Raw genomic sequence first — 25,878 nt, 5'->3', positions numbered from 1 at the left:
TATTTTAAGACAGAAAAAGGAGTCGGTTAAGAGACCTGACTCCTTTTTTATTTTTATCTTGAAAAATTGAATAAATTTTTATAATTAAAAGTTGTATGAAAGTTTTTAATGTAATTTCAAAATTTACTTATGTTCTGATTTTTTTACTTTTAACCAGTAAATCCTCCAGATCACAAAATTCAACATCCTTCACTCCTTTATTTGAAGAGCAAACTCAGAATTTAGTCAAGCAGGTTTTTGTAGAGAATAATAAACTGATTTGTAAAATAAACAATTCAATCACTCATCAATTTAATTTGGAGGGAAAACCATTTGCATTTGTACAAGGTGTTGATGGAAAGTCTTTTGCGATTTTAAGATACTTCTTCGGACAGAAATCAGAAAAATCAAATTTCGAGCTCTATCTTTTAGACGAAAATTTTGCAGTTTCATTCTATCGTAAATTCGATTTTTATTATGAAGAACCGCTGCCAAAAGTTCTTGTACTTAGTTCAGGAGAGTTTTTGCTCTTTAATCCATCTCAAGGAAAATTAAAGTTATTTAATAAAACTCGTGAAGTAGAATTTGATTTGTTTAATGGTGAAAAACAGGAATTTTCTCAGGAGAGAATTGGACAATTCTTACCTTACTATGGAAAAATTTTAATTACATTATCTCAATTAAAAAAAGACGACTTATATCATTCTAAAATTTTTCTTCTAAATAATGAGACACTTGAAATTAAATCAGCTGATTTGAATCTCCCAATTATTTATAAAGTATTCTTACACTCTTCGACAATCTATTTAAGTGGAATAGAAACTGAACCAATTTTTAAGACAGGGTTTTATCTATTAAACTTAGATGAAAATGATTTGACCAGTATTTCACTTGAAAAAATTTCAGATGAATTTATTGAAGGACAGGTAAAAAACTCTGAGAATTTATTTTTTGGAAGAAATTGTTTGTATTCTATTGAAAACAAAAATTTGGAAAAAGCAAGTTTTTGCCTCCAGGATGAAATAATACTTGATGCGTTATTGACTAATAATTCATTCTTTGTCATTACACGAAAAGATTTAATTTCTAACCTTTATAAACTCGATAGAAATTTTAATATTGTCGAGAAAGTGACAATAAATAGATATTTGACAAGTCCAGAATTAAAACTAAGCCTCAATAAATATCTATATATAATTGATAAGAACCAAACCATTCTCGTGAAAAATTTTTCGGAGGAATGATGAAATCCCGAAATTTCATATTAGGGCTCTTTACTTTGATATTATTGACCGCAATTTCGAATTACATTTTTGCGGGCACGACAGGTAAAATTGCTGGAAGAGTTACTGATGCAAAAACAGGCGAAGGAATTCCATTCGCTAATGTAATAATTGAAGGTACAACTTTAGGTGCAGCAACTAATCTTGAAGGATATTACACAATTATCAATGTCCCTCCTGGAGTTTACACTCTTAGAGCCTCGGTTGTTGGTTATGAAACCAAAATTGTAACAAATGTCCGAGTGAATATTGATCTAACTACCCGTATTGATTTCGAATTACGAGAAAAAACAGTCGAACTTGGGCAGGAAGTCGTCGTAACTGCAACAAGACCTCTAGTTCAAAAAGATTTAACTGCATCAACATCTGTTGTTGGTTCGGATTTAATTTCTGAACTACCAGTTACTGAAGTTCGCGATGTTCTTACTTTGCAGGCAGGAGTTATAGTTTCTGCTGGCGGAGGTATTCATGTTCGTGGTGGAAGAAGTGGTCAGCTTGCTTATCAAATTGATGGTGTAACCATTACTGATGCTTATGACAATTCTACAGTTATTGATGTTGGAACTAATGCAATTCAGGAATTGCAGGTAATTTCTGGTGCTTTTAATGCTGAGTATGGTCAGGCGATGAGTGGTGTTGTCAATATTGTGACCAAAGATGGTGATAATAAATTTAACGGCAACATTCAGCTTTATAGTGGTGATTATTTCTCCAATCGAAAAAATATTTTTATGAATATTGATCATATTAATCCACTTTCTGTTCAAAGTGTCGATGCGAGTTTAAGCGGACCAATCTTGAAAGATAGATTGTTCTTCTTCACCAATGCAAGATATTATTACAACGAAGGATATCTTTATGGCAAACGAATTTTCCTTCCAACTGATGTGACCCGCGAAGTTTCTCCTGATAGTTTTATTGTTCAAGCAAGTGGTGATGGTGCATTTGTTCCGATGAATCCTAATAAACGATTTTTCTATCAGGCAAAATTAACTCAGAGAGTTACCTCTACTTTCAAATTGAGCTATAATTTTATTTATGATTATCAGAATTACAAAGATTACGATGATTTTCAGAGATTAAATCCTGATAACAATCTTAACCGCTTTAGAAAAGGTTATTCTAATACTATTTCAATTAATCATGCAATTTCAAACTGGACATTTTACCAATTGAACTTTTCTTACTATTTCAAAGATTATCGTCATTATCTTTACAAAAATATTTATACAGGTGATCCAGCAAGACCCACTCTATATGTTGATAATGATTTAATTCAAAATCCGCCATATAGTTTTAGTACTGGTGGAACAAATACAAGCCGGTTTGTCCGCAACACTGGAACTTATTCTGTAAGATTAGATTGGACATCTCAATTAACTCAAGAAGTTGGAATTAAATTTGGTGGTGAATTCAAACAGCATCGAATTTATTATGAAAACATTAATCTTCAACCAATGGTCGATGCCAATGGAAATAAAGTAAATCCATATAATGTTGTAATCCCTCCAGTCACAACAAATAACTATGATACTTATCTAAGAAAACCTCAGGAAGGTGCTGCATACGTCCAGACAAAACTCGAAATGTTTAATATGATTGTTAATGCTGGAATTCGTCTCGATGTTTTTAATCCTGATGGAGTGGTATTAAGTGATCCAACAGATCCAAACATTTATGATCCAATCAAACCTGACAATAAATTTTTTGATTACAATGGAAATGGAGTTCAAGATCCTGGAGAACCTTCCAAAACAGTTGAAGATAGATTAAAATATTGGTACAAAAAAGCATCTATCAAATATCAAGTCAGCCCAAGAGTTGGAATTGCTTATCCAATTACAGATAAAGGTGTGATTCATTTTTCTTATGGACATTTTCTACAATTGCCATCTTATGAATTACTTTATACAAATCCTGATTTTGAATTGGGTGTCGGTAGTGGTAATCAAGGCTTATTTGGAAATGCTGATCTTAAGCCGCAAAAGACCGTTAAAGGTGAAATTGGATTGCAACAACAAATTGGCGATGATATATCAATTGATGTAACGATGTTCTTTGAAGATTTTAGAGATTTGATTGGAACTCAAACTGACGAGGTTTTAGTTTTTGGTGGTGCAAGAAGCTATTCAATTTTTGCTAATAGTGATTTTGGATTTTCGAAGGGAATTACTTTAAGATTTGAAAAGAGATTTTCAGGTGGACTGGCAACAAATCTCGATTATACTTATTCAATTACAAAAGGAAATGCGTCCAATCCAGCCGATGCACGAAATGCAATTCTTGGTGGTGCCGCACCAGAAACTTTCATCGCTCCACTCGATTGGGATCAAACGCATACTTTAAATATTGTTGTAGCTTATACTAAACCGAGAGATTTTGGATTTTCGATTATTGGTAATCTTTATTCAGGTCAACCTTACACTCCTCAGATAAATAAAAATACTCGAGTAACTCAAAACGCTTTCCCAAGAAACAGTGGAAGAAAACCAAGTATCTTCAATGTTGATTTAAGAGCTTACAAAGATATTCCAATAGCAAGTACAACTCTGACATTCTTTGTTAAAGTTTATAATGTTTTTGATGCGAATAATCCAAGAGGAGTTTATGGTGATACAGGTGATCCATTCTTCACCTTTGGTAAACTTGAGGCTCAGAAAATTAATCCAAAGCTTTATTACAATACATTGGACGAACTTTACACAAATCCAGGTTTCTTCTCTGAACCTCGTAGAGTAGAATTTGGAATTTCTTATAACTTTTAACGGGAATTAGAACTATGAAAAAGTTAATCTTAACTCTGTTTATAATCTCATCATTTACTCAATTATTGATTGCACAAAGAAGTGATCCTTCTTTGAGAAGGATTGGATATCATACTGGTAACCGCGTTGGAATTTCTTTCTATAACGATGGAGCTATTGCTGGCTTTAATCTCGGTGTTGATATTCGTGGTGAATGGCCCCTTGGTTCAGGTGAAAATTATATTGGTGACCTTACTCCATTGATTGGAGTTGAATTTATCAATCGTAGAGGCGATACATTACATTCTGTTGGAATTTCTCGAGGCCCAAGAAATGGTCAAGCTGATGAGCGACATCCAATTTATGGTTATTTCTGGGGGTTCAATCCTCTACCAGGTTATTTAAATCCTAATGCTCAATCTGTTGCAATGAGCCATTTACCTAATACTTGGCCCATTGAAGGTTGGGCAGATCATCCCGATTGGAAAGATAAAGATGGTAAAACTCAATGGAATGGATACTTTGGTCGTGGAATTATGAATGCAGATCAAGAAAGTTATTACAAAGCAGATGATCAATGGGATGATGAATTTAATGGATTATTTTTACCTGATAGTAGAGATTCGACTCGAAAGGGAATGGCTCTTCAAATGGCTGTGCGTGGTTTTCAATGGTCTCACTTTTTGGCTGAAGATGCAATCTTCTGGTTGTATGATATAAAAAACGAGGGAACGACAATTTATCGTAAAGCTGCTTTCGGAACAGTGGTAGGTACTCTGGCTGGAGGTGACGGCGATAGCGGAGATGATCTCGGATATTTTGATGTTTATGATTGGATAACTTATTCCTGGGATAGTGATAATAAAGGCAACAAAGGACAAAAAGTTGGTTATGTCGGTTATGCTTTTCTTGAATCTCCGGGTAATCCATTCGATGGAATTGATAACGACGGTGATTCACCAGATCCAAATTCACCGAAATTTGTTAAAGCAGATTTTGACTCGGTTGTTTATCGTGCGGGGGATAAAATTGTTTTAATAGATCCCGTTACCTATGAAAGAACTCTTTATACAGTCAAACCGACCATTGATACTGTTTATTCAATGGGTGTAAGATTCATAATTAATCCTGGTGTAACTTATTTCCGTGAAGGACACATTGCAAGGATTGAAAACGGTGTTGCAATTCCTCATCCCAGTGCATACGATGGAATTGATAATGATCTTGATGGTCTAATTGATGAAAATGAAGCAATTCATTTTGTTGCAAGACAAAGCAGAGGATATGAAACTCTTAAATATAAAGATTGGAAAACTGGGAAAGGTGTTAATGATCCTTTAATTGATGAAAGAAGAGATAACGATGCGGGGCAATTAATTACAAGCTGGGTAAGATTGCCTGATGGAACTGTTACATTAATGACACATTGGTCTGGAGATGAAGACGGTGATTGGGATCCTGCAATGGATGATGTCGGAAGTGATGGAATTGGTCCACTTGATGATGGTTACATAGGTCCTGATCCCGATGGAACTGAAGGAAATGGAAGACCAGATCAAGGCGAACCTAACTTTGGCAAGACTGATATTGATGAATCAGATCAAATTGGGCTTACAAACTTTAACTTTTTCAATCTCGCTGCTTCACCTAATATGAAAGATGATGAATTATTATGGAGTCGAATGTATCCAGGTCGTTTTGATGTTATTCCACCAATTCCTCAGGATGGTGATTTTATTTATGGATCAGGTTATTTCCCATTAGTTCCTGATAAAATTGAAAGATTTTCTGTCTCAATTCTTTTTGGTGAAGATTATAAAGATGTTATAGGAAATAAAAGAATCGTTCAACAAATCTATAATGCTGGTTATAAATTTCCACAACCGCCGAAAAAACCAAAAATTAACATAACTCAGGAAGATGGTAAGGTTGTGATTTACTGGGATGGAAGAGTGACTGAAAATTCAAGAGATTTCATTACTAAGCAAAAAGATTTTCAAGGTTATAAAATTTACCGTGCAACTGATGCAAGTTTTCAAGATGCAAGGCAAATTACAAATGCCGTTGGTGTATTGACATTTGACAAACCAATTGCACAATACGATTTAAAAGATACAATTCAGGGATTCTTTTATCCGTCAAAAGCTTTGCTCGAGCAAGTCGGTGGTACAACATTCTATCTTGGAGATAATACTGGAATTGTAAATAAGTTTGTTGATTCAAATGTCGTTAAGGGACAAACTTATTACTATGCTGTTTGCGCTTACGATCGCGGAGATGAGGCGCTTGATATTTTCCCATCTGAGAATTCGAAATACATTTTCAGAACTAATACCGGTCAGATAATAACTGATGACAATACTGGTTACATAACTCCCGGTGGAAGGCCTGTGGGTTATACTCAAGCAAGCTATTCAACTTTTACGAAATCACCTGATTTTAGAGGAACTGGTTCAGGTGAAATTGAAATCATTGATGATGCGGCAATCAAAGATGGCTGGAATTATAAAATTGTATTTACAGATACAGCAATTCAAGGTTATACTAAAGATTGGTCATTGGTTGATCTGGTTACTCCAGATACAGTTTTTATTCCGTCATTAAATCAAACATTTATCGTAAAGCCAATGGAATCCATTAATGTTCCAAAAGGCGATACGATTTATATCAATGGTAAGAGATATATTTCAGATACAACATTCTACACGGCACCATACGATACCATCATTGCTCATGAGACTAAATTTAATGGTGAAACTCCTATAGTTCATGGTTTTAGAGTCCATCTTTATAATCACAATGAAATAATTCTCGATACTCTTAAGTCTGGTTACAAAGAAGGAAAAATATATCCAGCAATTCAAAAACCTATATTTGCTCCTTTCTTCTGGACAGCAACAGGACCAGGCGCTGCTTATAATGGAATTAGGATGCCTTATGATTATGTAATTGAATTTTATCCTGATGTTGTCGATACATCTGTTGCTGATACGCTTTATCCAAGAACTCCAGGTAATGTTTTACCAGCGAGACCAGTAAACTTTAAAATTAAGAATCTAACAAAAAACGAGTACATTGATTTTGTTTACTGGAGAACTGGAACTGTTAGTACAACTCATAATATTTACTTCAAAGAAAAGATATGGAACCCATTAACTAATCAAGATTCGATTTATAGAACCTGGCGAGTTAATATTCTTTTCAACGCAGCTAATATTCCTTTAAATGATACAACTGCAGGAAAATATTTATATCTCTACACTCTTAAACCTTTTAGCAAAAACGATATTTATTATTTCTCAACAAAAGGCGCATCAATAAACGTTGAAAAAGCAAAGAATGAATTAGATAGAATTAAAGTTGTTCCAAATCCGTATGTAGTGACTCATGAAGCCGAAGCAAGATTATTGAGTACTCAGACAAGTGGAAGAGGAGAAAGAGAAATTCGGTTTACTTATGTTCCGCCTGGTTCTAAAATTTCCATTTTCACAGTTCGAGGTGAATTAATAAAAACACTTTATCAAAATAATCTCTATGTAGGTGATGTATTCTGGAATTTAAGAACAGAAGAAAATCTTGATGTTGCTTATGGTGTCTATGTCTATGTCGTTGAAGTCCCGAATGTTGGAACAAAAACCGGCAAATTTGCCCTAATTAAGTAATTGGAGTTGAGAAAATGAAAATGAAGATTTTAACCTTTATAGTTTTAACATCATTCCTGAATGTATTTTCTCAAACTAAGGTTGGTTCAACAGCTGCACCTTTCCTGAATATCGGAGTTGGTCCACGAGCAATTTCAATGGGTGGTGGATTTAGTGCAACGGCTAATGATGTAACAGCTCTTTACTGGAATCCAGCAGGGATTTCAAGGACTGAAAATAACGAAGCGATGTTTGCTCATACAAGCTGGTTTGCCGATATAACTTTTAATTGGGCTGGTGCTAAGGTTAATCTTGGAGATTTAGGTGCAGTTGGTTTAAGCGTTACTTATCTCGATTATGGTAAAATGGAAGTAACAACTCTGAGAGAACAAGATGGAACTGGTGAATTCTTTACTGCAAAAGATATGTCGTTAGCTTTAAGTTATGCTTATAATTTGACCGATCGATTTTCAATCGGTGGAAGCGTAAAATATATCAATCAAAGTATCTGGAATTCATCAGCAAGTGCAATTGCATTCGATTTAGGTACATTGTTCTATTCAGAAATTTTTAATATGAGAATTGCAGCTACTATTTCTAACTTTGGAACAGATATGCAATTGAGCGGAAAAGATTTACTTGTACTCTACGATATTGATCCAAATATTTACGGCAATAATGATCAAATACTTGCAAATCTTAGAACAGATAGCTATCCACTTCCGCTTTTATTTAGAGTTGGAGTTGCTCTTGATTTACTAAACACTCCAATGAATAAAATTACTGTTGGAGTTGATGCTCTTCATCCTAATGATAATTCTGAATCCCTCAATGTTGGTGCTGAGTATACCTTTAATAATTTTCTTGCTTTAAGAGCTGGGTATAAAAATTTGTTTTTGAAAAATTCTGAGGAGGGTTTAACCCTTGGAGTTGGTGTTAAGTATGATTTCTATCCTGGCTTTGGAATTAACTTTGACTACGCGTATCAAGATTTTGGAATTTTGAAGAACACTCAACATTTCTCAATATCAGTAAGATTTTAATTAAAAGTACTTTTAACGATTCAAAGCCATCCAGAGGAAAATATCTGGATGGCTTTTTTATTTCAAACAATTCAGTTTTAACCCTCAATTCATAATTCAGTAATAACACCTATCTTTACTCAGCACTTTAAATTTGCAGCTTAATCTTGTTAGTTATTGCATTAAAAATACTTAAAAATTTTAAGTGATTATTATAATTAACTTAAAAAAAATTGACAATAATCATATAATACTTTAATATTGCAACCAATTAATGGAGTTAAGAAATGTATTCATTGGATGAAATTGATTTTAAGATAGCTGAATTGCTTCAAGAGAACGCCAGAATAAAAAGAAGCGACTTGGCAGAAAAGGTCAATTTAACTGTTCCAGCAATCAGTGAGAGGATAAAAAAATTAGAAGATAAAGGATTGATTAAGAGATACACAGCACATATTGATTTTAAAAAAGCTGGATACGATGTAACAGCATTCATCTTCGTCTTTATGGAGTCGTCAAAATATTATCATTCATTTACGCAAAAGGCAATGAACGAACCTGAAATACTTGAATGTCATTCAATAACAGGTGAGGGCTCGCATATCTTAAAAGTTGTAACTGAAAATACCTCTTCGCTCGAAAAAATCCTCTCAAAGATTCAAGCATGGCCAGGAGTTACAGGTACAAAAACCAATGTAGTTTTATCAACAATTAAAGATTTTCAAATAGTTAAAATCAAACAAAAGGAAAGGGAACACAGATGAAAAAACGAAATGCAAATTCCATAGAGAAAGTTTTTTCTCTAATAAAAAAGCATGACATAAAAATGATTGATTTTAAGTTCATTGATTTTCCATTTCAATGGCAGCATTTCTCCGTGCCTATTGATCAATTTGATGAATCCGCATTTGAAAATGGATTTGGTTTTGATGCTTCGAGTATCAGAGGCTGGAAAGCAATAAATGAAAGTGATATGATTATTATTCCAGATCCGGATACTGCTTTTGTTGATCCGTTCATTGATGTCCCTACTTTAAGCTTAATCTGCGATGTTTATGATCCTATTACTCATGAAAGATACGAAAGATGCCCAAGAAGTATTGCTCAAAAAGCAGTTGAATATCTAAGATCGACTGGCATCGCAGATACAGCCTACTTTGGTCCTGAAGCTGAATTTTTCATCTTTAATAATGTGAGATTTGATGCATCAATAAACTATTCCTATTATGAAATTGATTCACAAGAGGGAATTTGGAGTCGAGGAAAAGAGTTTCCAAATAATGGTTATTTCCCAAGACAGAAAGAAGGGTATTTCCCTGTTCCTCCGATCGATTCTTTTAATGATTTAAGAAATGAAATGGTCCAAACATTAATTAAGTGTGGGATTGAAGTTGAAGCACAACATCATGAAGTTGCAACAGGTGGACAAGGAGAAATTGATTTGAGATTCGCTGAATTAATTCGCTCAGCAGATCAATTGATGATGTTCAAATATATCGTTAAGAATACGGCAAACAAACATGGTTATACAGCTACATTTATGCCGAAACCATTATTTGGTGATAATGGAAGTGGAATGCATGTGCATCAAAGTTTGTGGAAAAACAACAAACCATTATTTGCTGGTAAAGAATATGCTGGACTAAGTGAACTTGCACTTTATTACATAGGTGGACTATTGAAACACGCGCCAGCTTTGTGTGCTTTCACTAATCCAACAACTAATTCTTATAAGCGGCTTGTTCCTGGATTTGAAGCTCCAGTTAATCTCGCTTATTCTCAAAGAAATAGAAGTGCTGCAATCAGAATACCAATGTACACACATAATCCAAAAGCAAAAAGAATTGAGTATCGATGTCCCGATCCATCGTGCAATCCATATCTTGCATTTTCAGCGATGTTAATGGCTGGACTTGATGGAATAATCAATAAAATTGAACCAGGAGAACCATTGGATAAAGACATTTATGATTTGCCGCCAGAAGAATTAAAGAATGTTCCTCATACTCCTGCATCACTTGGCGAAGCACTTGAAGCTTTGAAAAAAGATCACGAATTCCTTTTAAGGGGAAATGTCTTTACTGAGGATGTAATTAAGACCTGGATTTCTTATAAAGAAACTCGTGAATTACAAGAAATGGCTTTAAGACCGCATCCCTTTGAATTTGCACTTTATTATGATGTTTGATTTCATCCTCTAATCTTTCAGAAGGAGAAGAAAAGAAATTATTCTTCTCCTTCTAATTGAAAATTTTCTGTTCGTATCGTATTTTTGCATCGCATTTTTAATTGAATTGAAATTTTGGTAGAAATTACGAATTAAACACTCGCGTAGCTCAGCTGGTAAAGCATCCCGATTTCAATCGGGAAGGCCGTGATTGAAAGTAAATTCACAAATTGAAATTTTGGTAGAGATTAAGAATTAAGTGCTGGCGTAGCTCGGTTGGTAGAGCATCCCGATTTTAATCGGGAAGGTCGTGATTGAAAGTAAATTCACAAATTGAAATTTTGGTAGAGATTAAGATTTAAATGCTGGCGTAGCTCAGCTGGTAGAGCAGCTGACTTGTAATCAGCAGGTCGTGGGTTCAAGTCCCTCCGCCAGCTCAACAAACCTTCGATTTTCTCACAAAATCGAAGGTTTTTTTGTTTTAAAATTCCCAAAATTCAAAATGACAATTAATTCTTCGATTTCATCCAGATATGATTTTGAAAGTCATTCAAGACCTGTCTCAGTTTCTTTTCTTCCGTTGAAAGGAGTTTAATCCACAATGAATCATTATTTTTAAGATTATTCAATGCATTTTCAGTGGGTATTACTCTGAACCTTCGATTTATTTTTGAAACATAAGTCGAAGTAAATAAAACTGTATCAATACAAGTTTCGCCCGAAAAAGAATTTTTAATTAGTGATAAATGAACGATTACTCCACTATCAGTAAATCTATCTCTTTGATTTGAAATAAAATTACCCATTGAATAAATCACAAAAACTTTCTTCTGTTTTCCTTCTTTCGTGGTGATTGACTTTAACTCAGCAGGTTGAATGACATGGGGATGAGTTCCAAGTATGATGTCAACATCATTTTCAAAAAGAAATTTTGAAAGATTTTTTTGTAAAGCATCAGGAAATCGTTGATATTCATTACCCCAGTGAAGATAAACAATAATTTTATCAACATTATTCTGTTTAGCTTTTTCGATATCTAATTTTATTTTTTGAGTATCGATATATGCAACACAAAATTCTTTGTCTTTTGGTGGTGCAATTCCATTCGTCCCGTAAGTATAAGAAAGAATTGCCAGTTTGATCCCTTTTATATTGATTATCAAAATTTTTTCAGCATCTTCTTTTGAAGAATACGTTCCAGAATGTTTTATAGCCAGACTGTCTAAAATTTTTATTGTTCGTTCTAATCCATAAAATCCTCTATCAAGGCAGTGATTATTTGAAGTAATCAAAATATCAAAGCCAGCATCTTTAATTGCATAAACGAATTCATCAGGTGAATTAAAGAGCGGATAACCAGAAAACCTTTTCTCTGAACCGGCAAGAACTGTTTCTAAATTACCAATTGCTAAATCACTTTCACTTATAATTGGTTTTACAAATTCAAACATATGTGAAAAATCATAACGTCCATCAGATTTAAGTGCATCTTTAATTTGTGGTGAATGACACATTAAATCTCCAACTGCAGAGATCCAGATCGTATCCTGGTGAGTTTCTGTTTTACTTGTGGTTAGTAAATTGTCAGTTTTGTTAGTAATTAAATAGGCGATAACAGCAGAAATAAATAAGAGAATGAAAGAAGAAAACCTTAAAGATTGAATTTTCATGAATATCTGTTTTTAGTGAAGCAAAGATATTCAAAACAAAATAAAAAAGTCAGGTCTCAAAATAATTTGAAACCTGACTCAAGAAAAAAATATTAATCTAAAAATTATCTCATTTGTTTTTCTCGACGCATTTGAGCTGCAAGTTCTTTAATCTCCGATAAATCTCTAACCATTTCACTCCAGCCATACCACAGAGCATAATCAGGATTTGCATGAAATGTCCCTTGAAATGTTCGCATTCTGTGTTCAAGGAACATAACAAATAATTTTTGTTCAATCACAGTCGATGCATCATGAAAAGTTAAGAGCAATGGAAATGCATAAGGATAATCTTTTGGTTTTTCAATTATTCCATCTTTATAAAGTGCTGCAACAGTGCGTATAGCTTCTGCCATTAATTTATCGGCAGCCCGGATCATCTTATCACCTTTTTCAAGCTCTGCTTTAGCGAACTTTTCAGAATGACAATCACCACAGGTCTTAATCATTTTATTTCTTTCACGATCAAAGTCTTCTTTGGTCAATCTTGCTACATCAGCAGCTTTAACAACATCAACAAGTTTTGTAGGATTTCCTTCTGGATCTAAAACACCGAGAGCCTGTAAGATAGTTATTTGATCTTTTTTCCATTCCTCATCTTCTGGCAAAGGTAATCTAACAGCTAAGAAACCCCATGCAGTTCTTACTTCATGATTTCCATTTTGCATATGACAGGTTTGACAAGTTGGTGCAGCTGTTCCTTCGGGAAGAGTTCCATTTTGTTTAAGTAAATATCTGACGCCATGTTTTGAAGCTGAATACATTTCCCATTGTGGATGATCAAAACCCATATGACAGGTTTGACAGGCTTGTGGTTGCTGAGCTTCTTTTTTGGAAAAAGTATGTCTAGTGTGACAGGCATCACAGCTTGCTACGCCGTGCTGTTGACCCTGCGCTTTGAGTTGTTTTATTTCTTCATCGGATTTTAATCCAATTTTATGACAACCGCCGCATCCCTTCATTCCTTCTGTAAGGTACATTGGTTGGAAATGAACAGTTGGCATTGCTTTCATTGCTGCCCAGGCGAAAGAATGTTTGCCTTTACTAAACTGTTGAACTTGTATCTCGTGACATTGTTTACATACTTCGGGATTTGGCATTGATACTTTATCAACATTTGATGCATTATTATGTTCTTTACCATGACAAACATCACAGGTTATATCATTCTGTGAGTGTTTAGAGAGTTGCCAGTCACTCACGATATTTGGTGTGATAGTTTTATGACAGTTTACGCAAATATTTGCATATAACTGCAACGAGAGAAATGAAACAAAGAGAAAAGTGGAAATGAGAGATTTCATAATGACCTCCAGTTGTTTTTTTGATAAAATGTCTTGCTATTTATGTTAAATAACTGAATCAGAAATCTTTTTTATTAAAATTTTTTAGCCCAATCCATAAAGGAATAACTGTCCACAGGATTAAAGAAATTGCTGAGACTATTGTCCCGAAAAAACTTCCATAAAATTTTCTAAATATAGCGCCTGTTAATCCCATCAAAGCTGATGTATCAAAGTTTAGAACGAAAAGCGTTCTTGATAAATTAACTGGATTTAGTAACGACAGGAAGAGCAAAAATTTTTCAATTGGATAATCACTGAACATAAAAATGAATAAAAGCATCAGCCCATCAAAGGCAATTGACATTATCAAATATAAGAAGAGAGAAAGACTTAGACCTTTAACTTTATCAGAAAGTTTTGTTGAAATTAAAAATGAAATTGAAATTGAAATAAATGTAAGAGTGATGCTTTCAATCATTAATATGAAAATAAGATTAAAATGATTTTGATCTTGATTGAATAAAATGTATGGTAAAAGTATTCCACTAACGAGGCTTAAAGAAAGTGGAAGAGTTGTTCCAAGAAATAAGCCAAAATATAATGCTCCTCGTGGAATAGGTTGACAGAGCATTAGTTCAATATATTCTCTGGAGTTGTAGAAATACATTGTTCCAAAAATTAAGCCAATCAAAGGGACAAGGTAGATCACAAGATTAAAAAGACTGATAAGAGATTTCTGGGAATTTGACTCAAATGTAAATAGTGCGTATGAGACGATGAAGAAAAATCCAAAGATGAAAATTACCCATCGACTCCTGATCACATTGCTGAATTCAAATTTCAAAATTTTCTTAATGTATTTCATATTTCTTTCTTTTATTCGTTACTATTATTCAAATGAATTCTGCCAGACAATGAAGTCTGACAGAATTCAGTTATAAATTCTTATTGCTTAGAAAATCTTTTTAAAATAAACATTAAAGTCAATGCTTCTTCCAGGTTCAAAAACAGGTATACCTGCACTAAATGGATTTCGAGAGTATGACAGATATTTGTAATAAGTATGATTTAGAAGATTATTAACTCTCAAATCAAAATAGATTTCATTCCAACTATAATTCAAGCCTATTCCAATAGTATTCCAGGCAGAAGTTGCAAATTCTTTTAAATCAGTATTTAATCTTTTCTGTGCATTTTCATATCTGTGTAAAAGTGATAGGTTAAGATTCTTATAAACAGGAATTTCTAAAGTTGTGTAAATTGAAAGTGGTGCAATTTCAGCTAACGGCGCTCGAGTTTTTGTATTTTCACCCCAAAGGTAAGAAATATTTGATTCAATGAGCTTGTATTTAATATTAAGATTTGAACCAAACAACAAAGCATTTGTGTTTTCATAAGTCATTACGGCTTTTGCTGGTTTCATTCTTTTTACGATGTCAACATAGTTGACAACATAATTTGTATAAATCTCGAGATTAAAAAATTTGTAATTAAAAACTGAACGTAATCCAAAACGATAAGGTTGACTTAAATTTGGATTTCCACTCCAGTCGGGATTTGTCATTAATCGTTTAATAGCGATGTATAGTTGTTCAGGATCTGGTGAGTTTGATGCAAAATCAGCAATTAATCCGGTAATAAAGTCACTTGTTAGTTGAGTTGAATAAGAAGCCGAGATCCCTGATGAAATAAAATATCTCTTATCTTTTACATTTCTGTAAAGCTCTTCATAAAAATATTTTCGTGTTAAATCTCTAAATGTGATAAAATTTAATCCGCCTTTGAAATAAATTTTTAATTTGTCAAATGAATAATTTTGAGAGAGATTTACTTCAAGTTGATGGACATCGGGCATAAGCCTGTTATTAATTGAATTAGTCATCATTTTCATCGAGTTATCAGCATTCCAGTTTCGGTAAGTTATTTCATAAGAACTGTTGCTTAACCCAATAGTTAAATTTCTTGCTTTCGTTTCCATAAACATATTTGAATTTCGGAGTTCGTTATTCATCAGGTGATCGGTGTAATTAAAGTAAATTTTATGAGTTTGATATTTTATGTAAGCACCAAAAACTTTGCTTGATCTTTCATCCATTTGTAGATATGGGAATGAAATATTTTTTGCTTCTGTGAAATTTGCTCCAAATTCAATATTAAAATCATTTAGTCTATGTCTAATTGCACTATTGAGGTAAGAATATCTGTAATTGTCTGTGTAGCCATATAAATCTTTAAATGATTTACCCGCACCATTTTTATATGGTTCACCAGATGAATATCGGAAACTGATTGAAGAATTCAATCCTTCTCCTGAAAGCGATAAGTCATAATCTCTTGAAGCACCAAATGATCCATTTATCATCGACTTTAATTTAAAGTCATTTGTGAGATTTGTTCGATGATATTCAACTTTACCATACAGCCCTGTTCCAGTGAGTGAAGATGATTTTGTTAATTCAACCGATTCAATATCCATTAAATTAATTCTTGTAGATGGTGCATCCATTCTATTAGGGCAAGCATTATGGTACTGTTCACCATCAATACTAACTTTTACATCGCCTTTTTTGAAGCCTTCCACATAAAGATCTTGTGTGAAGTTAAGTCCTCGTCTGACCAGAGCAAAACCGTTTTTATTTAAAAGATTGCTGTTATAATCTGTCCCATATTTGTGTTTTTCAACGAATGGAATTCCTCTTTGTGAAATAATTTGTATTGGTGGTAATTCATAAACTTGTAAAGTATCGGGTTCTTTTGAAAAAGAAAAATTTAGGTTAATCATAATAATAGCTAAAGTAATTATTATTCTTTTCATAGTTCTCCTCCAAAATTTTTTTGATTTTGATAATTCCTCTTGTTCTAATTTCTGATTTTAAGTATTTGAAAAATTTCGGAGGAGGTGTAAGAACATCAATATCTGTTTGTTGTTTGTAGTCCAATTTATTCAAAATCAGAAATGAGATTACATATAAAGAATATTCATAATTATGATTTACTGTATTAAGATGGGTATCGACAGAAATCAAATTTCTAAACTCAATAGATTTAGGAATTTCTTTTGAATTTTCATCAACTTTATCCAGATTTTCTTTCAAATGGCAGGAGCCCTTGCAAGTGTTTTTAAGTTTGTTTCTTTGAACACAAAGGTTTTTTACTATGTAATCGTAACGAATATAATATTCAGCCAGTGAGACTAACTCGCCATTAATTAATATGAAGTAAAATAAAATTAATAATGTACTGATTGTGTTTCTGACTGTAAACATTTAAATCATTTTGATGATTTTCTATTATCTAGACTGAGCTCACCACCGCCAAATAAGAAAAAGATAATCAGTAAGAATAAAACAAGCACAGAAATTTCGAGTGATTGTCCTGAAGTCAATAAACCTTGCTTTAAGTGATAAATAAAGATTGCACCAAATAAAATTGGAATTTGAATTAATGATGCAAGTCTTGTGAAGTAACCAATTCCAAGTAAAAATCCACCAATTAAATGTCCCACTGCGACATAAGCAAAGAGCCAGAAATTTTGCTCGCTTCCTGCTAAAGCGGTTAAAGTTTTTGGATTCATTACAAATAACAAACCTCTAATGAGAAGAGCAAATCCAAGAAAAATTCTTATGTATGAGTACGCTAAGGATTTTCGCTCTTCGAAGTATTTGAAATATTTTGACATTGAAACCTCCTTTATTGGTAGATTAAAATTTTTCGCCTTTTGCTTCACGAATGTGACTCCCCACCGGTCTTATTCTCCCCCACATTGAATAGAAGAATAAACTCATTGCAACTACTTGCAAGAATGAATTAGCTGCAATTAAATAATGAATCCACTCAGAATAGACAAAATTTGCAGTCACCTGAAAGATAAATCTGAGAGATGTGCTTATGGTCATTAACCAGTAAGTAAATAAAATTAAATTAGGATTGTATTTTTTATCATCTTTTTCAGCACGAGGGAAAAACCATAATGCAACTCCCATTATCATCATCATAACTGAACCAACAAGGATTAAATGCGTGTGAGCAGAAATCAATTCCTGAGAATAACCATATTTGAATACATATTTCGAAACTGCCATATATAAACCAGTAAGTATCCCAACAATCAAAAAGATCACACTTGTTTTGATAAAATATCTAACTGTTGAAAACATATTTAAATTCCCAATTGTTTTCTTGCTTCTTCAGACATTTTTTCGGGTGTCCATACTGGTTCCCAAACAAGATTTACAATTATTTTCTTTTCAGGGAAAGAGAGTTCTAAAATTCTTTTTACCCAGTCGCTTATACTTCCATGCATTGGGCAACCGGGAGTTGTAAGTGTCATATCTATTTCGATTAAATCATCATTAATGGAAATGTTATAAATTAATCCAAGGTCAACTATGTTAATTCCTATTTCTGGATCAATAACGGATTTCAATGAATCAATTACATCTTCTTTGGTTATTTCTTTGTTCAGCATCATACTAACTCCTAAAAATTGTTATCATATTATATCCAAAGATGAAAGAGCTTAAAGCAAATAATAAAAACGAAATAAAAACTAAAATTTCTATCTCAATCATTAATGACGGAACTAACAAAACAAGTCCTGCTATCATTAGATAAAATTGAATTTCCGCCAGTTTTTCATTAAACATATCTTTAAGCATTGGAACTTGTTGAAGCCCAACTTTACTGCTGTATTTATGATACCAGACAAGGAATGGGACTATCTTATACATTTGTCCAACAATTAAAAATGAAACATAACCGACGAGCACAGTAAAGCCATACAGGAGAGTTAAATTTTTAATGCTTTCATAATTAAAAAATAAAAACGAAAAATTTAGAAGTAAGGAAAAGCCCATCATTATAAATGCAAATGCAGAAAACTTTAAACCTATGTCTAATTTCTTTCTAATTCTTTTCTTGAATATGATGAAGATTTGAATTAGGTAAAGGATTATTCCAGAGAAAATCAATACACCAAAAATTAAATTATAAAAACCTGTATCGGGATAATGCATTATCCAGTTAATGCCGAGTAAACCAATATTAATTAGAACGAAAGACCATTTTGCTAAAGTTAGTTTATAGCCGTGAGATAAAGTGAACATTGGGATTAACTTGAAACTTACTCCCATAACAACCATTGAGACCCATCCGACGAAAGCTGTGATTGCGTGAAGTTTCAAATATTGAAGATGATTAATTTTAATGAAAGGTTTATCAAGATTTTTAGAAAGTAAATAACCAGCCAACGCAGTGATTAATAACCAGAATAATGCTGACGCAAGGTAACTTCCTGTAATATTCCATTTCTTAACCTTTGTCATCGAAATGACTATGTTTATCGTGAAAATCATCATTGCAAGTGAAAGAAGCAGTGCTGGAAGTACGAAGCTTAAATTTGAAGAAAAGTAATAAAACTTATAAGTGAGCAGAATTACACCAAAGGTATAAATCCAGAATTGAATTTCAGCTAAGATTGTACTGAATAATTTTACTTCAAGAACTACAGGAACAAGCTGAAACATCGCTCCAAAAATTATCATTGTAATAAAACCTAATGTAAGTATGTGATTAATGGATAAAATTTTTGGTTGAAAGTGATGACCACTAATACTTTTATAATCAATTACGAGCATTAGGTTAAAAATAATGAATGAAATAATCGCAGCGATGAAATACTTAACGACAATTTTAAAAGGCGGTGAGTAGATTCCTGCAACCGAAATTTGTTCATTCATTTTTTAATTCCTTTTCTTCATTATCAGAACTTTGTAATAATTCTCATCAACCTGATATGTTATGGCTTCGTATCCTCGCTCTTCGAGTTTTGGATAGAGCATTACTGGTTCACGATGATGATGAACCAGAAGGACAGATTTTTCGTCAATTTGTGATAATGCCTCTAAAATTTTCATCATTGGTTCAGGGGGAGGTAAGTCACGAACATTTAATTCAATTACTTTCTCGAAATCATTAATATCAATTTCTTCATTCGGTTCTTTAAAAATTTTGAGATTATCATCGGAAATCTGCTTCTTGAAAAAGTAAATTTTAAAGGTGTCGCCTTCTTTTTTAGTAAAATGATCAAAACCTTTTCTACCAAGAACTGAATACAATGGAACAGGTTCAAATGAATTAATGATTAAAAGAACTTCATCATCCTTTAAATTCTTTACTTTTTTCATAATATCGTTAAATGGATCGATGCCTGAATCAAGAATGGGTCGAACATCTAACTCGATGATTTTTTCCTCGAGTATATTAATTAAGAATTCTGATTTTTGATTTTCAAGATTTAATGTATTATCTAAGTTGTTATCACTGATGATTTCTTCTTGAATTTGAGAATTAATTGCTTTGTTTAATTCAAATAGTAAATGGTTAGGATCAACTCCAGCGATTTTAGCAGCTTGTTCAACATTAACTCGACCGGCTAAAGCTTTTCGTAGAATTTTATTTTCTAATTTTTTGAAGTGCGGACTCATTTTCAGAAAAATTTGCAGTGTTTCGGGATATAGTTTCAAAATTTCTGAGATTTTCATTTCTTTTGTAATCATATACAATCTCTTATTTCTCGCACATAGGCGGAGAAGTATTCTCAATGATTTAATTCCAGATGGTTTTTTCTTCTAAAATTTTTGCAACAGCTTTCTCGAGTTTTATCTCACCTTTTTCGAGTAAAAGATTTTCGAGAGAACCCTTATAATAAATTTTTCCGTCCAGTAGAAAAATGATTTCGTCGGCAAGTTCTTCAATTTCACTCATAATGTGTGAAGTAAGTATAATTGTTTTGCCTCTATTTTTCTCATTCCTCACAATATCCTTAAAACGACTGCTGACAACTGGATCAAGTCCAGCAGTTGGTTCATCGAAAATTAAAATATCGGGATCAAACATTAGTGATATCACGGCACTTAGCTTTTGTTTATTCCCGCCCGATAAAGTTTTTATTGGTTTTGTTAATTCACCAGTTAATTCAAATTCTTTAATCAGATTTTCCTCTGGATTATCATTACGATTTCTTAAATCTTTAATCATACTTAAAACTTCAAGCACAGTTAGATTTTCAGGGAAACTGGCAACTTGAGGCATATAACCAATATTTTCTCGATATAGAAAATTACCATTTATTTGTTTGCTGTCGATTATAACTTTTCCGTAATCGGGTTTGACTAAACCAAGAATAATTTTAATTATTGTTGTTTTCCCTGATCCATTAGGTCCAACAATAGCAGAGATTTTTCCTTTTGAAAAATTTAAGTCAATCCCTTTTAAGACTTCCAGTTTCCCATATCTTTTGATTATGTTATATAGAGTAATCATAATTACATTTAATAGAGAGTTATTTCATAGTTAATTAAATCTTAATTGGGTACATTCTTGGCTGATTGTCTTTTAAATTTTCAGGAGTTAAAGATGGAAGAATACTTTCAGCAATGTTCAGGATTTCCACAAATAGACTGTGAATTAAAATCAGTGATGCTTGTTCTCTTTCAACAATTATGGAAAACATTTTTACAGGTCTATAAAAAACATCTCCAAATCCATCTCTATCGAGGTCGAAACCATTATATTTATTCCAGTAATTTCTTGTAAATGAATTAAAATTATTTCTGCTGTTTGTAAGAACATCGAATGAGTTGGAAATAAAATTGTTATCGTAAAAATAATTATCCATCGAATTTGCCATTAATTTTATTCCCCACCCATTATTGATAAAATTATTATAGCGAACTGTTATTCTATTGCATCCTTCGAGGTATAAACCATTTGTATTCTGCTCAAAGAGATTTTTTTCAATTAAACAATCACTTAAATCTTTTAATAAAACTCCAAACGAAGCAGCTCCCCAATTGTTTATAAATTTGTTTTCTCTCATAGTTACATTTCGGGTATACATTACAGCAACGCCGGCTCCATTATTTTCAAATGTATTCTTTATGTACGAGCAGCTATCCGAAAACATAAAGTGTAGTCCATATCTCAAATTATTTTTGCTGTAATTGTTTTTAACCAAGGAGTGTCTAACAAACTCAAAGTATATTCCATCACGGTGACCAGTGATTTCGTTATTTTCAATTGTTATTGCCTTGCTGTACCATAGATGAATTCCGTTGCCAGAAGTAGTTTCCGATTTATTAAAAGCTTCGATCTTATTATTTCTTACAACACAATTAAACGATTTAGAAATGTATATGCCGAAAAAATTATTTGTGAGAATATTGTTTTCAATTAAACAATTACTTACCTCCTCAAGTCTTATTGCAGCATTTTCTTTTAAAAAATTTACTCCTGCGTTTGAAATTTTTAGACCTCTAATTTTAACTTGATTAGAATTTATTGTTATGACCTCATCCTTAAGATTTCCCTGGAGTATTGGATAATTTTCACCAATAATTGTAAGCGGCTTATTAATGATTAAGTTATCTACTTTATAAATGCCAGGTTTGATAATTATAGTTGAACCCGTTGGAGAATTCTGGATTATCTCATTTAAATTTTGTCCTGGATTAACATAAATCTGAGAATATGCAGAGTTCAGTAAAAAAAGAATATAAAGAAGTAAAATTGTTCTTAATTCTGTTTTAATCATATGTTAAGAATAAATTAGACTTTTTGAATTTCTATCGGTCATCAAATCAAGATTTAAATTAAAATGTTGTCTGGCTTAAGAGTTATTTGTTATTCCGTATTTGCAAGCTCAAAAACTTCATCATAAGTCAGCACTTTTCCGCCATATTGATTTATAATTTTTTCTCTTTCTTCTTTAGATGAAAAACTTAAAACATTTAAACCCATTGGACTTCTAAAAACATCTGATTGTAAAAAGTAAGCTTCTTTCAGATTTATAAGTTGACCGGGATTCGAAAAATCGTTTACCCATTCGGAGTGTATTTCTACCCCTTCAATATCAAGATTTTTAAAGTTAAATAAGCATTCAATGGAATCGAATTTATACACTTTCCCTTTCTTCGTAACGAGTTCGGCTGCAAATTTATTATCAGTAATATTCATCTTGCATAAGTCACAAACATCCTGACCATAATTGATTGGTTCCGGTTTCGGTGAGCAAGAAATTAATGAAAGGGTAAATATTAAAATGAAGATTAAAATTATTTTTCTCATTATGACCTCAAAACTTTATGCAGAGGATTTTTTCTTATCAATGATCAATGCAACGACATTTAATGCAATTGATATTAGAATAATGAAAGAACCTATATCAGGCAAGGAAACAGCGTTAATATTCAATAATTGCTTTGAACCAATTAATGGAGGTTGATAAGTCATCCCCGGTACTTTGATTGGTGCGTCTGGATTGAGGTTGTGACCGTAATTATATTCCCAGATATAAAAATCATATAAGCCGACGGCACCAAGCAAAATAAAGATTATTATCCATGCATATATGGTCTTTTTATTACCCTTAAATGCATTGAATAATCCAAATAAAATCATAAATCCTACAACAAAAGGCATTATTCTTAGTTCAGGAATATCATCAGGATTGATTGGTTTCATTCCGATGTAGTGATTTAAACCATTTATGTTTTGTAAGTCATTTTCTTTTTTCCCTGTTACTTCATTAATCCAGATTTTTAGACCAAGTCCTTCGGGATATTGGGGTGCAATTAAATCAATACTCCAAATTGGGAAAAAATAAACGCCTATTAGAATTAATGAGGCAACTAAAATTATTTTTTTTGAAAGGGGATTCATTTATTTCTCTCTCATTTAATCATTGTTAATAACATTTTGGTTTTTTCTTCAGCAACTAACCCGTGTGAAATATTAGGCGGAAGGAGAATAGAATCTCCTTCCACCAATGTGTAAGGTTGCCCTCCAATAGTTACTACCATTTTCCCTTCTAAAATTTGAACAAGAGCTTCATATGGAGAAGTATGTTCAGCGATAGATTCACCTTTATCAAGTGCAAATAGTGTAACATTACCATTTGGTTTTTTAATGATTTGCTTGCTTACAATTGAACTAACCTGATAATCAATAGCTTCTGTTAGATTTTGTTTTTTAGTCTCCATATGAAACTCCTCGATAATTTATTTTGAACTGCTTCCTGTGTAATAACTCAAAGCTACATTAGAATTTGCCGGTGAAACTCTAACATATCCTTGCATTTCTTGATGAAGTGCAGAGCAGAAATCAGTGCAATAGAATGGATAAATTCCTGGTTTAGTTGGTTTCCATAAAAGAGTTTTTGTTTGACCAGGCATAATCAGTATTTCAGCATTATTTGAACCTTTAATTGTAAATCCATGGGGGATATCCCAATCCTGCTCAAGGTTTGTTACATGGAAATAAACATTATCACCAACTTTAATTCCTTCAATGTTATCAGGAGCAAAGTGACTTCTTATTGCAGTCATATAAACATGGACATCATTTCCTTTTCTCTCAACTTTTGCTTCTTTTTCTCCATTAGCTTTATATGGATGATTGTTTTCTTCAATCTTGTAAATTTTTGCACTGTTTTTCATTAAAATTTCTGCTGGAATTGCTTGTGCATAATGTGGTTCGCCTACAGTTGGGAAGTCGAGTAATAATCTCATCTTCTCACCACTAATATCAATCAATTGAGCAGATTGAGTTAATTCGGGTCCTGTTGGTAAATATCTGTCTTTTGTGATCTTGTTTAATGCGACAACATATTTACCCCATGGTTTTTTGCTGTCACCGCCAGGAATGCAAAGATGACCAATTGAATAATAGGTAGGAATTCTATCAACAACTTCCCAGGTTCCTAATTTCCATTTCACAATTTCAGAAGAAACGAAACAAGAAGTATATGCATAACCCTTACCATCAAATTCTGTATGTAATGGACCAAGGCCAGGATTCTGGACTTCACCAGCAACAACAGCTTCATATTTTAAGATTGGAATTCCGTTTACTTCACCATCAAATTGTTTTTCTTCGATCGCTTTCAGCATTTTTGAAAATGAATGAACAGGAATTACAGTTGCAAGTTTTCCACCAGCTACGATATATTCACCAGTTGGATCTACATCAACTCCATGAGGTGATTTTGGTGTAGGAAGGTAATAAATCATTCCAGGACAGTCTTTCGGGTCAAGAACTAAAACTTCTTTTTTGACTTCGCTGACTGCCATATGTTTTTTTTCGTCATAAATATTGTGATAATATTCAGCACTCATCTTTTTTGCTTTACCTTCCTTAACATATTTCTCAGCTAAACGCCAGTTTACAGCAGCTACAAAATCTTTGTCATTTTTAGAAGCATTGATTTCAAGAAGAGTATTTGCTTGTTCTGTATTGTATGATGTGAAGAATGCCCAATCTTTCGAAGGACCTTTGCCAGCATGAGCCAGATCGTAGTTAAATCCTGGTACGATTATTTGAAATGCTAAATTCATCTTTTCAGTTTTTGGATCGAGGGCAATAAAGCTGATTGTTCCTTTGAAATTTTCTTTATAAGAAGAAATTGGAACATCAGCATTAGGGACCGGAACACTAAATCTTGTGGATGCAACGATGTATTCAGTGTTTTCGGTTACAAATGGTGAAGCGTGATTTCCTGCCGAGTTAGGTATTTCAATAATTTCAGTTGTTTCAAATGTTTTTAAATCAATCTTGGCAACTCTCGGTGTGTTGTTTGCATTAATGAAAAGAAATCTTCCATCAGGAACACCATCTGTCATTGATAATTCTGGATGGTGAGCATCATCCCAGGGAACGAAACCATAAGAAGTCATCAGCATTGGTCTTGTTTCTTCTGAGTATCCATAACCAGTTTCAGGGTTTTGTGAGAAAACAGATATTGTTTTGAAATGTCTTCCCGATGGGAGGCCATAAACTCCAACTTGACCATTAAAACCACCTGAAGTAAATAAATAAAATTCATCGTAAGTTCCTGGTGCAACATAAACCGCCTGAGCTACATCTCCACTGACAACGTCTTTGGATGATTTGCATCCAAGGTAAATTCCAATAAAGGAAAGAATAATTAAACTGATTAAAATCAGTTTATTGGAATTGATGTTTTGCATATTAGTTCTCCCCATGTGTTT

Annotated in this window: 22 protein-coding genes and 1 tRNA gene; 7 read left to right on the top strand and 16 right to left on the bottom strand. The window is 32.9% G+C overall.

The genetic code is table 11. The annotated features are described in order from the left end of the window. The first annotated feature begins 95 nt into the window (after positions 1-95). From HPY57_05260 to HPY57_05230, 7 genes are all read left to right on the top strand, one after another. Positions 96-1,223, top strand: a complete 1,128-nt coding sequence (locus HPY57_05260; GenBank protein ID NPV11184.1) for a hypothetical protein — start codon at positions 96-98, stop codon at positions 1,221-1,223. Then, positions 1,223-4,027 carry a TonB-dependent receptor gene (locus HPY57_05255; GenBank protein ID NPV11183.1) on the top strand — a complete coding sequence of 935 codons (2,805 nt, stop codon included), beginning with the start codon at positions 1,223-1,225 and terminating at the stop codon, positions 4,025-4,027. The genes HPY57_05260 and HPY57_05255 overlap by 1 nt, the downstream gene beginning before the upstream one ends. A gap of 14 nt (positions 4,028-4,041) precedes the next feature. Further along, positions 4,042-7,668: a hypothetical protein gene (locus tag HPY57_05250; protein ID NPV11182.1), complete on the top strand. Its 3,627-nt coding sequence runs from the start codon at positions 4,042-4,044 to the stop codon at positions 7,666-7,668. A 14-nt stretch (positions 7,669-7,682) separates the two neighbouring features. Beyond that, positions 7,683-8,690, top strand: a complete 1,008-nt coding sequence (locus HPY57_05245; protein NPV11181.1) for a PorV/PorQ family protein — start codon at positions 7,683-7,685, stop codon at positions 8,688-8,690. 266 nt (positions 8,691-8,956) lie between these two features. Further along, a complete protein-coding gene (locus HPY57_05240) occupies positions 8,957-9,433 on the top strand; it encodes an Lrp/AsnC family transcriptional regulator (protein ID NPV11180.1) in 477 nt (158 codons plus the stop codon). Beyond that, on the top strand, positions 9,430-10,857 hold the full coding sequence (gene glnA, locus HPY57_05235; protein ID NPV11179.1) for a type I glutamate--ammonia ligase: 1,428 nt from the start codon (positions 9,430-9,432) through the stop codon (positions 10,855-10,857). Before HPY57_05240 ends, glnA begins: the two co-directional genes overlap by 4 nt. A gap of 343 nt (positions 10,858-11,200) precedes the next feature. After that, a tRNA-Thr gene (locus HPY57_05230) sits at positions 11,201-11,273 on the top strand. Positions 11,274-11,345: 72 nt separating this feature from the next. Here HPY57_05230 and HPY57_05225 read toward each other — a convergent pair. From HPY57_05225 to nosZ, 16 genes are all read right to left on the bottom strand, one after another. After that, entirely contained in the window at positions 11,346-12,506 is a 1,161-nt protein-coding gene (locus tag HPY57_05225; protein NPV11178.1) for a CapA family protein, read from the bottom strand. A gap of 104 nt (positions 12,507-12,610) precedes the next feature. Beyond that, positions 12,611-13,849: a cytochrome C gene (locus HPY57_05220; GenBank protein NPV11177.1), complete on the bottom strand. Its 1,239-nt coding sequence runs from the start codon at positions 13,847-13,849 to the stop codon at positions 12,611-12,613. 58 nt (positions 13,850-13,907) lie between these two features. Continuing rightward, positions 13,908-14,696: an ABC transporter permease subunit gene (locus HPY57_05215; GenBank protein NPV11176.1), complete on the bottom strand. Its 789-nt coding sequence runs from the start codon at positions 14,694-14,696 to the stop codon at positions 13,908-13,910. Positions 14,697-14,783: 87 nt separating this feature from the next. Beyond that, positions 14,784-16,646, bottom strand: a complete 1,863-nt coding sequence (locus tag HPY57_05210; GenBank protein ID NPV11175.1) for a hypothetical protein — start codon at positions 16,644-16,646, stop codon at positions 14,784-14,786. Next, positions 16,606-17,097, bottom strand: a complete 492-nt coding sequence (locus HPY57_05205; protein ID NPV11174.1) for a hypothetical protein — start codon at positions 17,095-17,097, stop codon at positions 16,606-16,608. The genes HPY57_05210 and HPY57_05205 overlap by 41 nt, the downstream gene beginning before the upstream one ends. 5 nt (positions 17,098-17,102) lie before the next feature. Continuing rightward, positions 17,103-17,510 (bottom strand): DoxX family protein, encoded by a 408-nt coding sequence (locus HPY57_05200; GenBank protein ID NPV11173.1) that lies wholly within the window; start codon positions 17,508-17,510, stop codon positions 17,103-17,105. Positions 17,511-17,532: 22 nt separating this feature from the next. After that, positions 17,533-17,988, bottom strand: a complete 456-nt coding sequence (locus HPY57_05195; protein ID NPV11172.1) for a hypothetical protein — start codon at positions 17,986-17,988, stop codon at positions 17,533-17,535. A gap of 2 nt (positions 17,989-17,990) precedes the next feature. Next, positions 17,991-18,299, bottom strand: a complete 309-nt coding sequence (locus tag HPY57_05190) for a metal-sulfur cluster assembly factor (protein NPV11171.1) — start codon at positions 18,297-18,299, stop codon at positions 17,991-17,993. Between the two features lie 4 nt (positions 18,300-18,303). Beyond that, on the bottom strand, positions 18,304-19,569 hold the full coding sequence (locus HPY57_05185) for a hypothetical protein (protein NPV11170.1): 1,266 nt from the start codon (positions 19,567-19,569) through the stop codon (positions 18,304-18,306). A 3-nt stretch (positions 19,570-19,572) separates the two neighbouring features. Beyond that, on the bottom strand, positions 19,573-20,388 hold the full coding sequence (locus HPY57_05180) for a DUF2249 domain-containing protein (GenBank protein ID NPV11169.1): 816 nt from the start codon (positions 20,386-20,388) through the stop codon (positions 19,573-19,575). Between the two features lie 49 nt (positions 20,389-20,437). After that, positions 20,438-21,154 (bottom strand): ABC transporter ATP-binding protein, encoded by a 717-nt coding sequence (locus tag HPY57_05175; GenBank protein NPV11168.1) that lies wholly within the window; start codon positions 21,152-21,154, stop codon positions 20,438-20,440. Positions 21,155-21,188: 34 nt separating this feature from the next. Then, the gene (locus HPY57_05170) at positions 21,189-22,424 is read right to left on the bottom strand and encodes a nitrous oxide reductase family maturation protein NosD (protein NPV11167.1); all 1,236 of its coding nucleotides are present in this window, start codon (positions 22,422-22,424) and stop codon (positions 21,189-21,191) included. A gap of 89 nt (positions 22,425-22,513) precedes the next feature. Continuing rightward, a complete protein-coding gene (locus HPY57_05165) occupies positions 22,514-22,957 on the bottom strand; it encodes a hypothetical protein (GenBank protein ID NPV11166.1) in 444 nt (147 codons plus the stop codon). Between the two features lie 15 nt (positions 22,958-22,972). Continuing rightward, positions 22,973-23,551 (bottom strand): hypothetical protein, encoded by a 579-nt coding sequence (locus HPY57_05160; GenBank protein NPV11165.1) that lies wholly within the window; start codon positions 23,549-23,551, stop codon positions 22,973-22,975. Between the two features lie 11 nt (positions 23,552-23,562). Continuing rightward, positions 23,563-23,871: a cupin domain-containing protein gene (locus HPY57_05155; protein ID NPV11164.1), complete on the bottom strand. Its 309-nt coding sequence runs from the start codon at positions 23,869-23,871 to the stop codon at positions 23,563-23,565. 18 nt (positions 23,872-23,889) lie between these two features. Further along, positions 23,890-25,857: a Sec-dependent nitrous-oxide reductase gene (gene nosZ, locus HPY57_05150; protein NPV11163.1), complete on the bottom strand. Its 1,968-nt coding sequence runs from the start codon at positions 25,855-25,857 to the stop codon at positions 23,890-23,892. Positions 25,858-25,878: the final 21 nt, after the last annotated feature.

It is taken from the genome of Ignavibacteria bacterium (assembly GCA_013177855.1).
Taxonomy (GTDB): Bacteria; Bacteroidota; Ignavibacteria; order Ch128b; family Ch128b; genus Ch128b.
The sequence above is the reverse complement of the archived record's forward strand: the minus strand, read 5'-3'. Positions and strand labels throughout refer to the sequence as shown.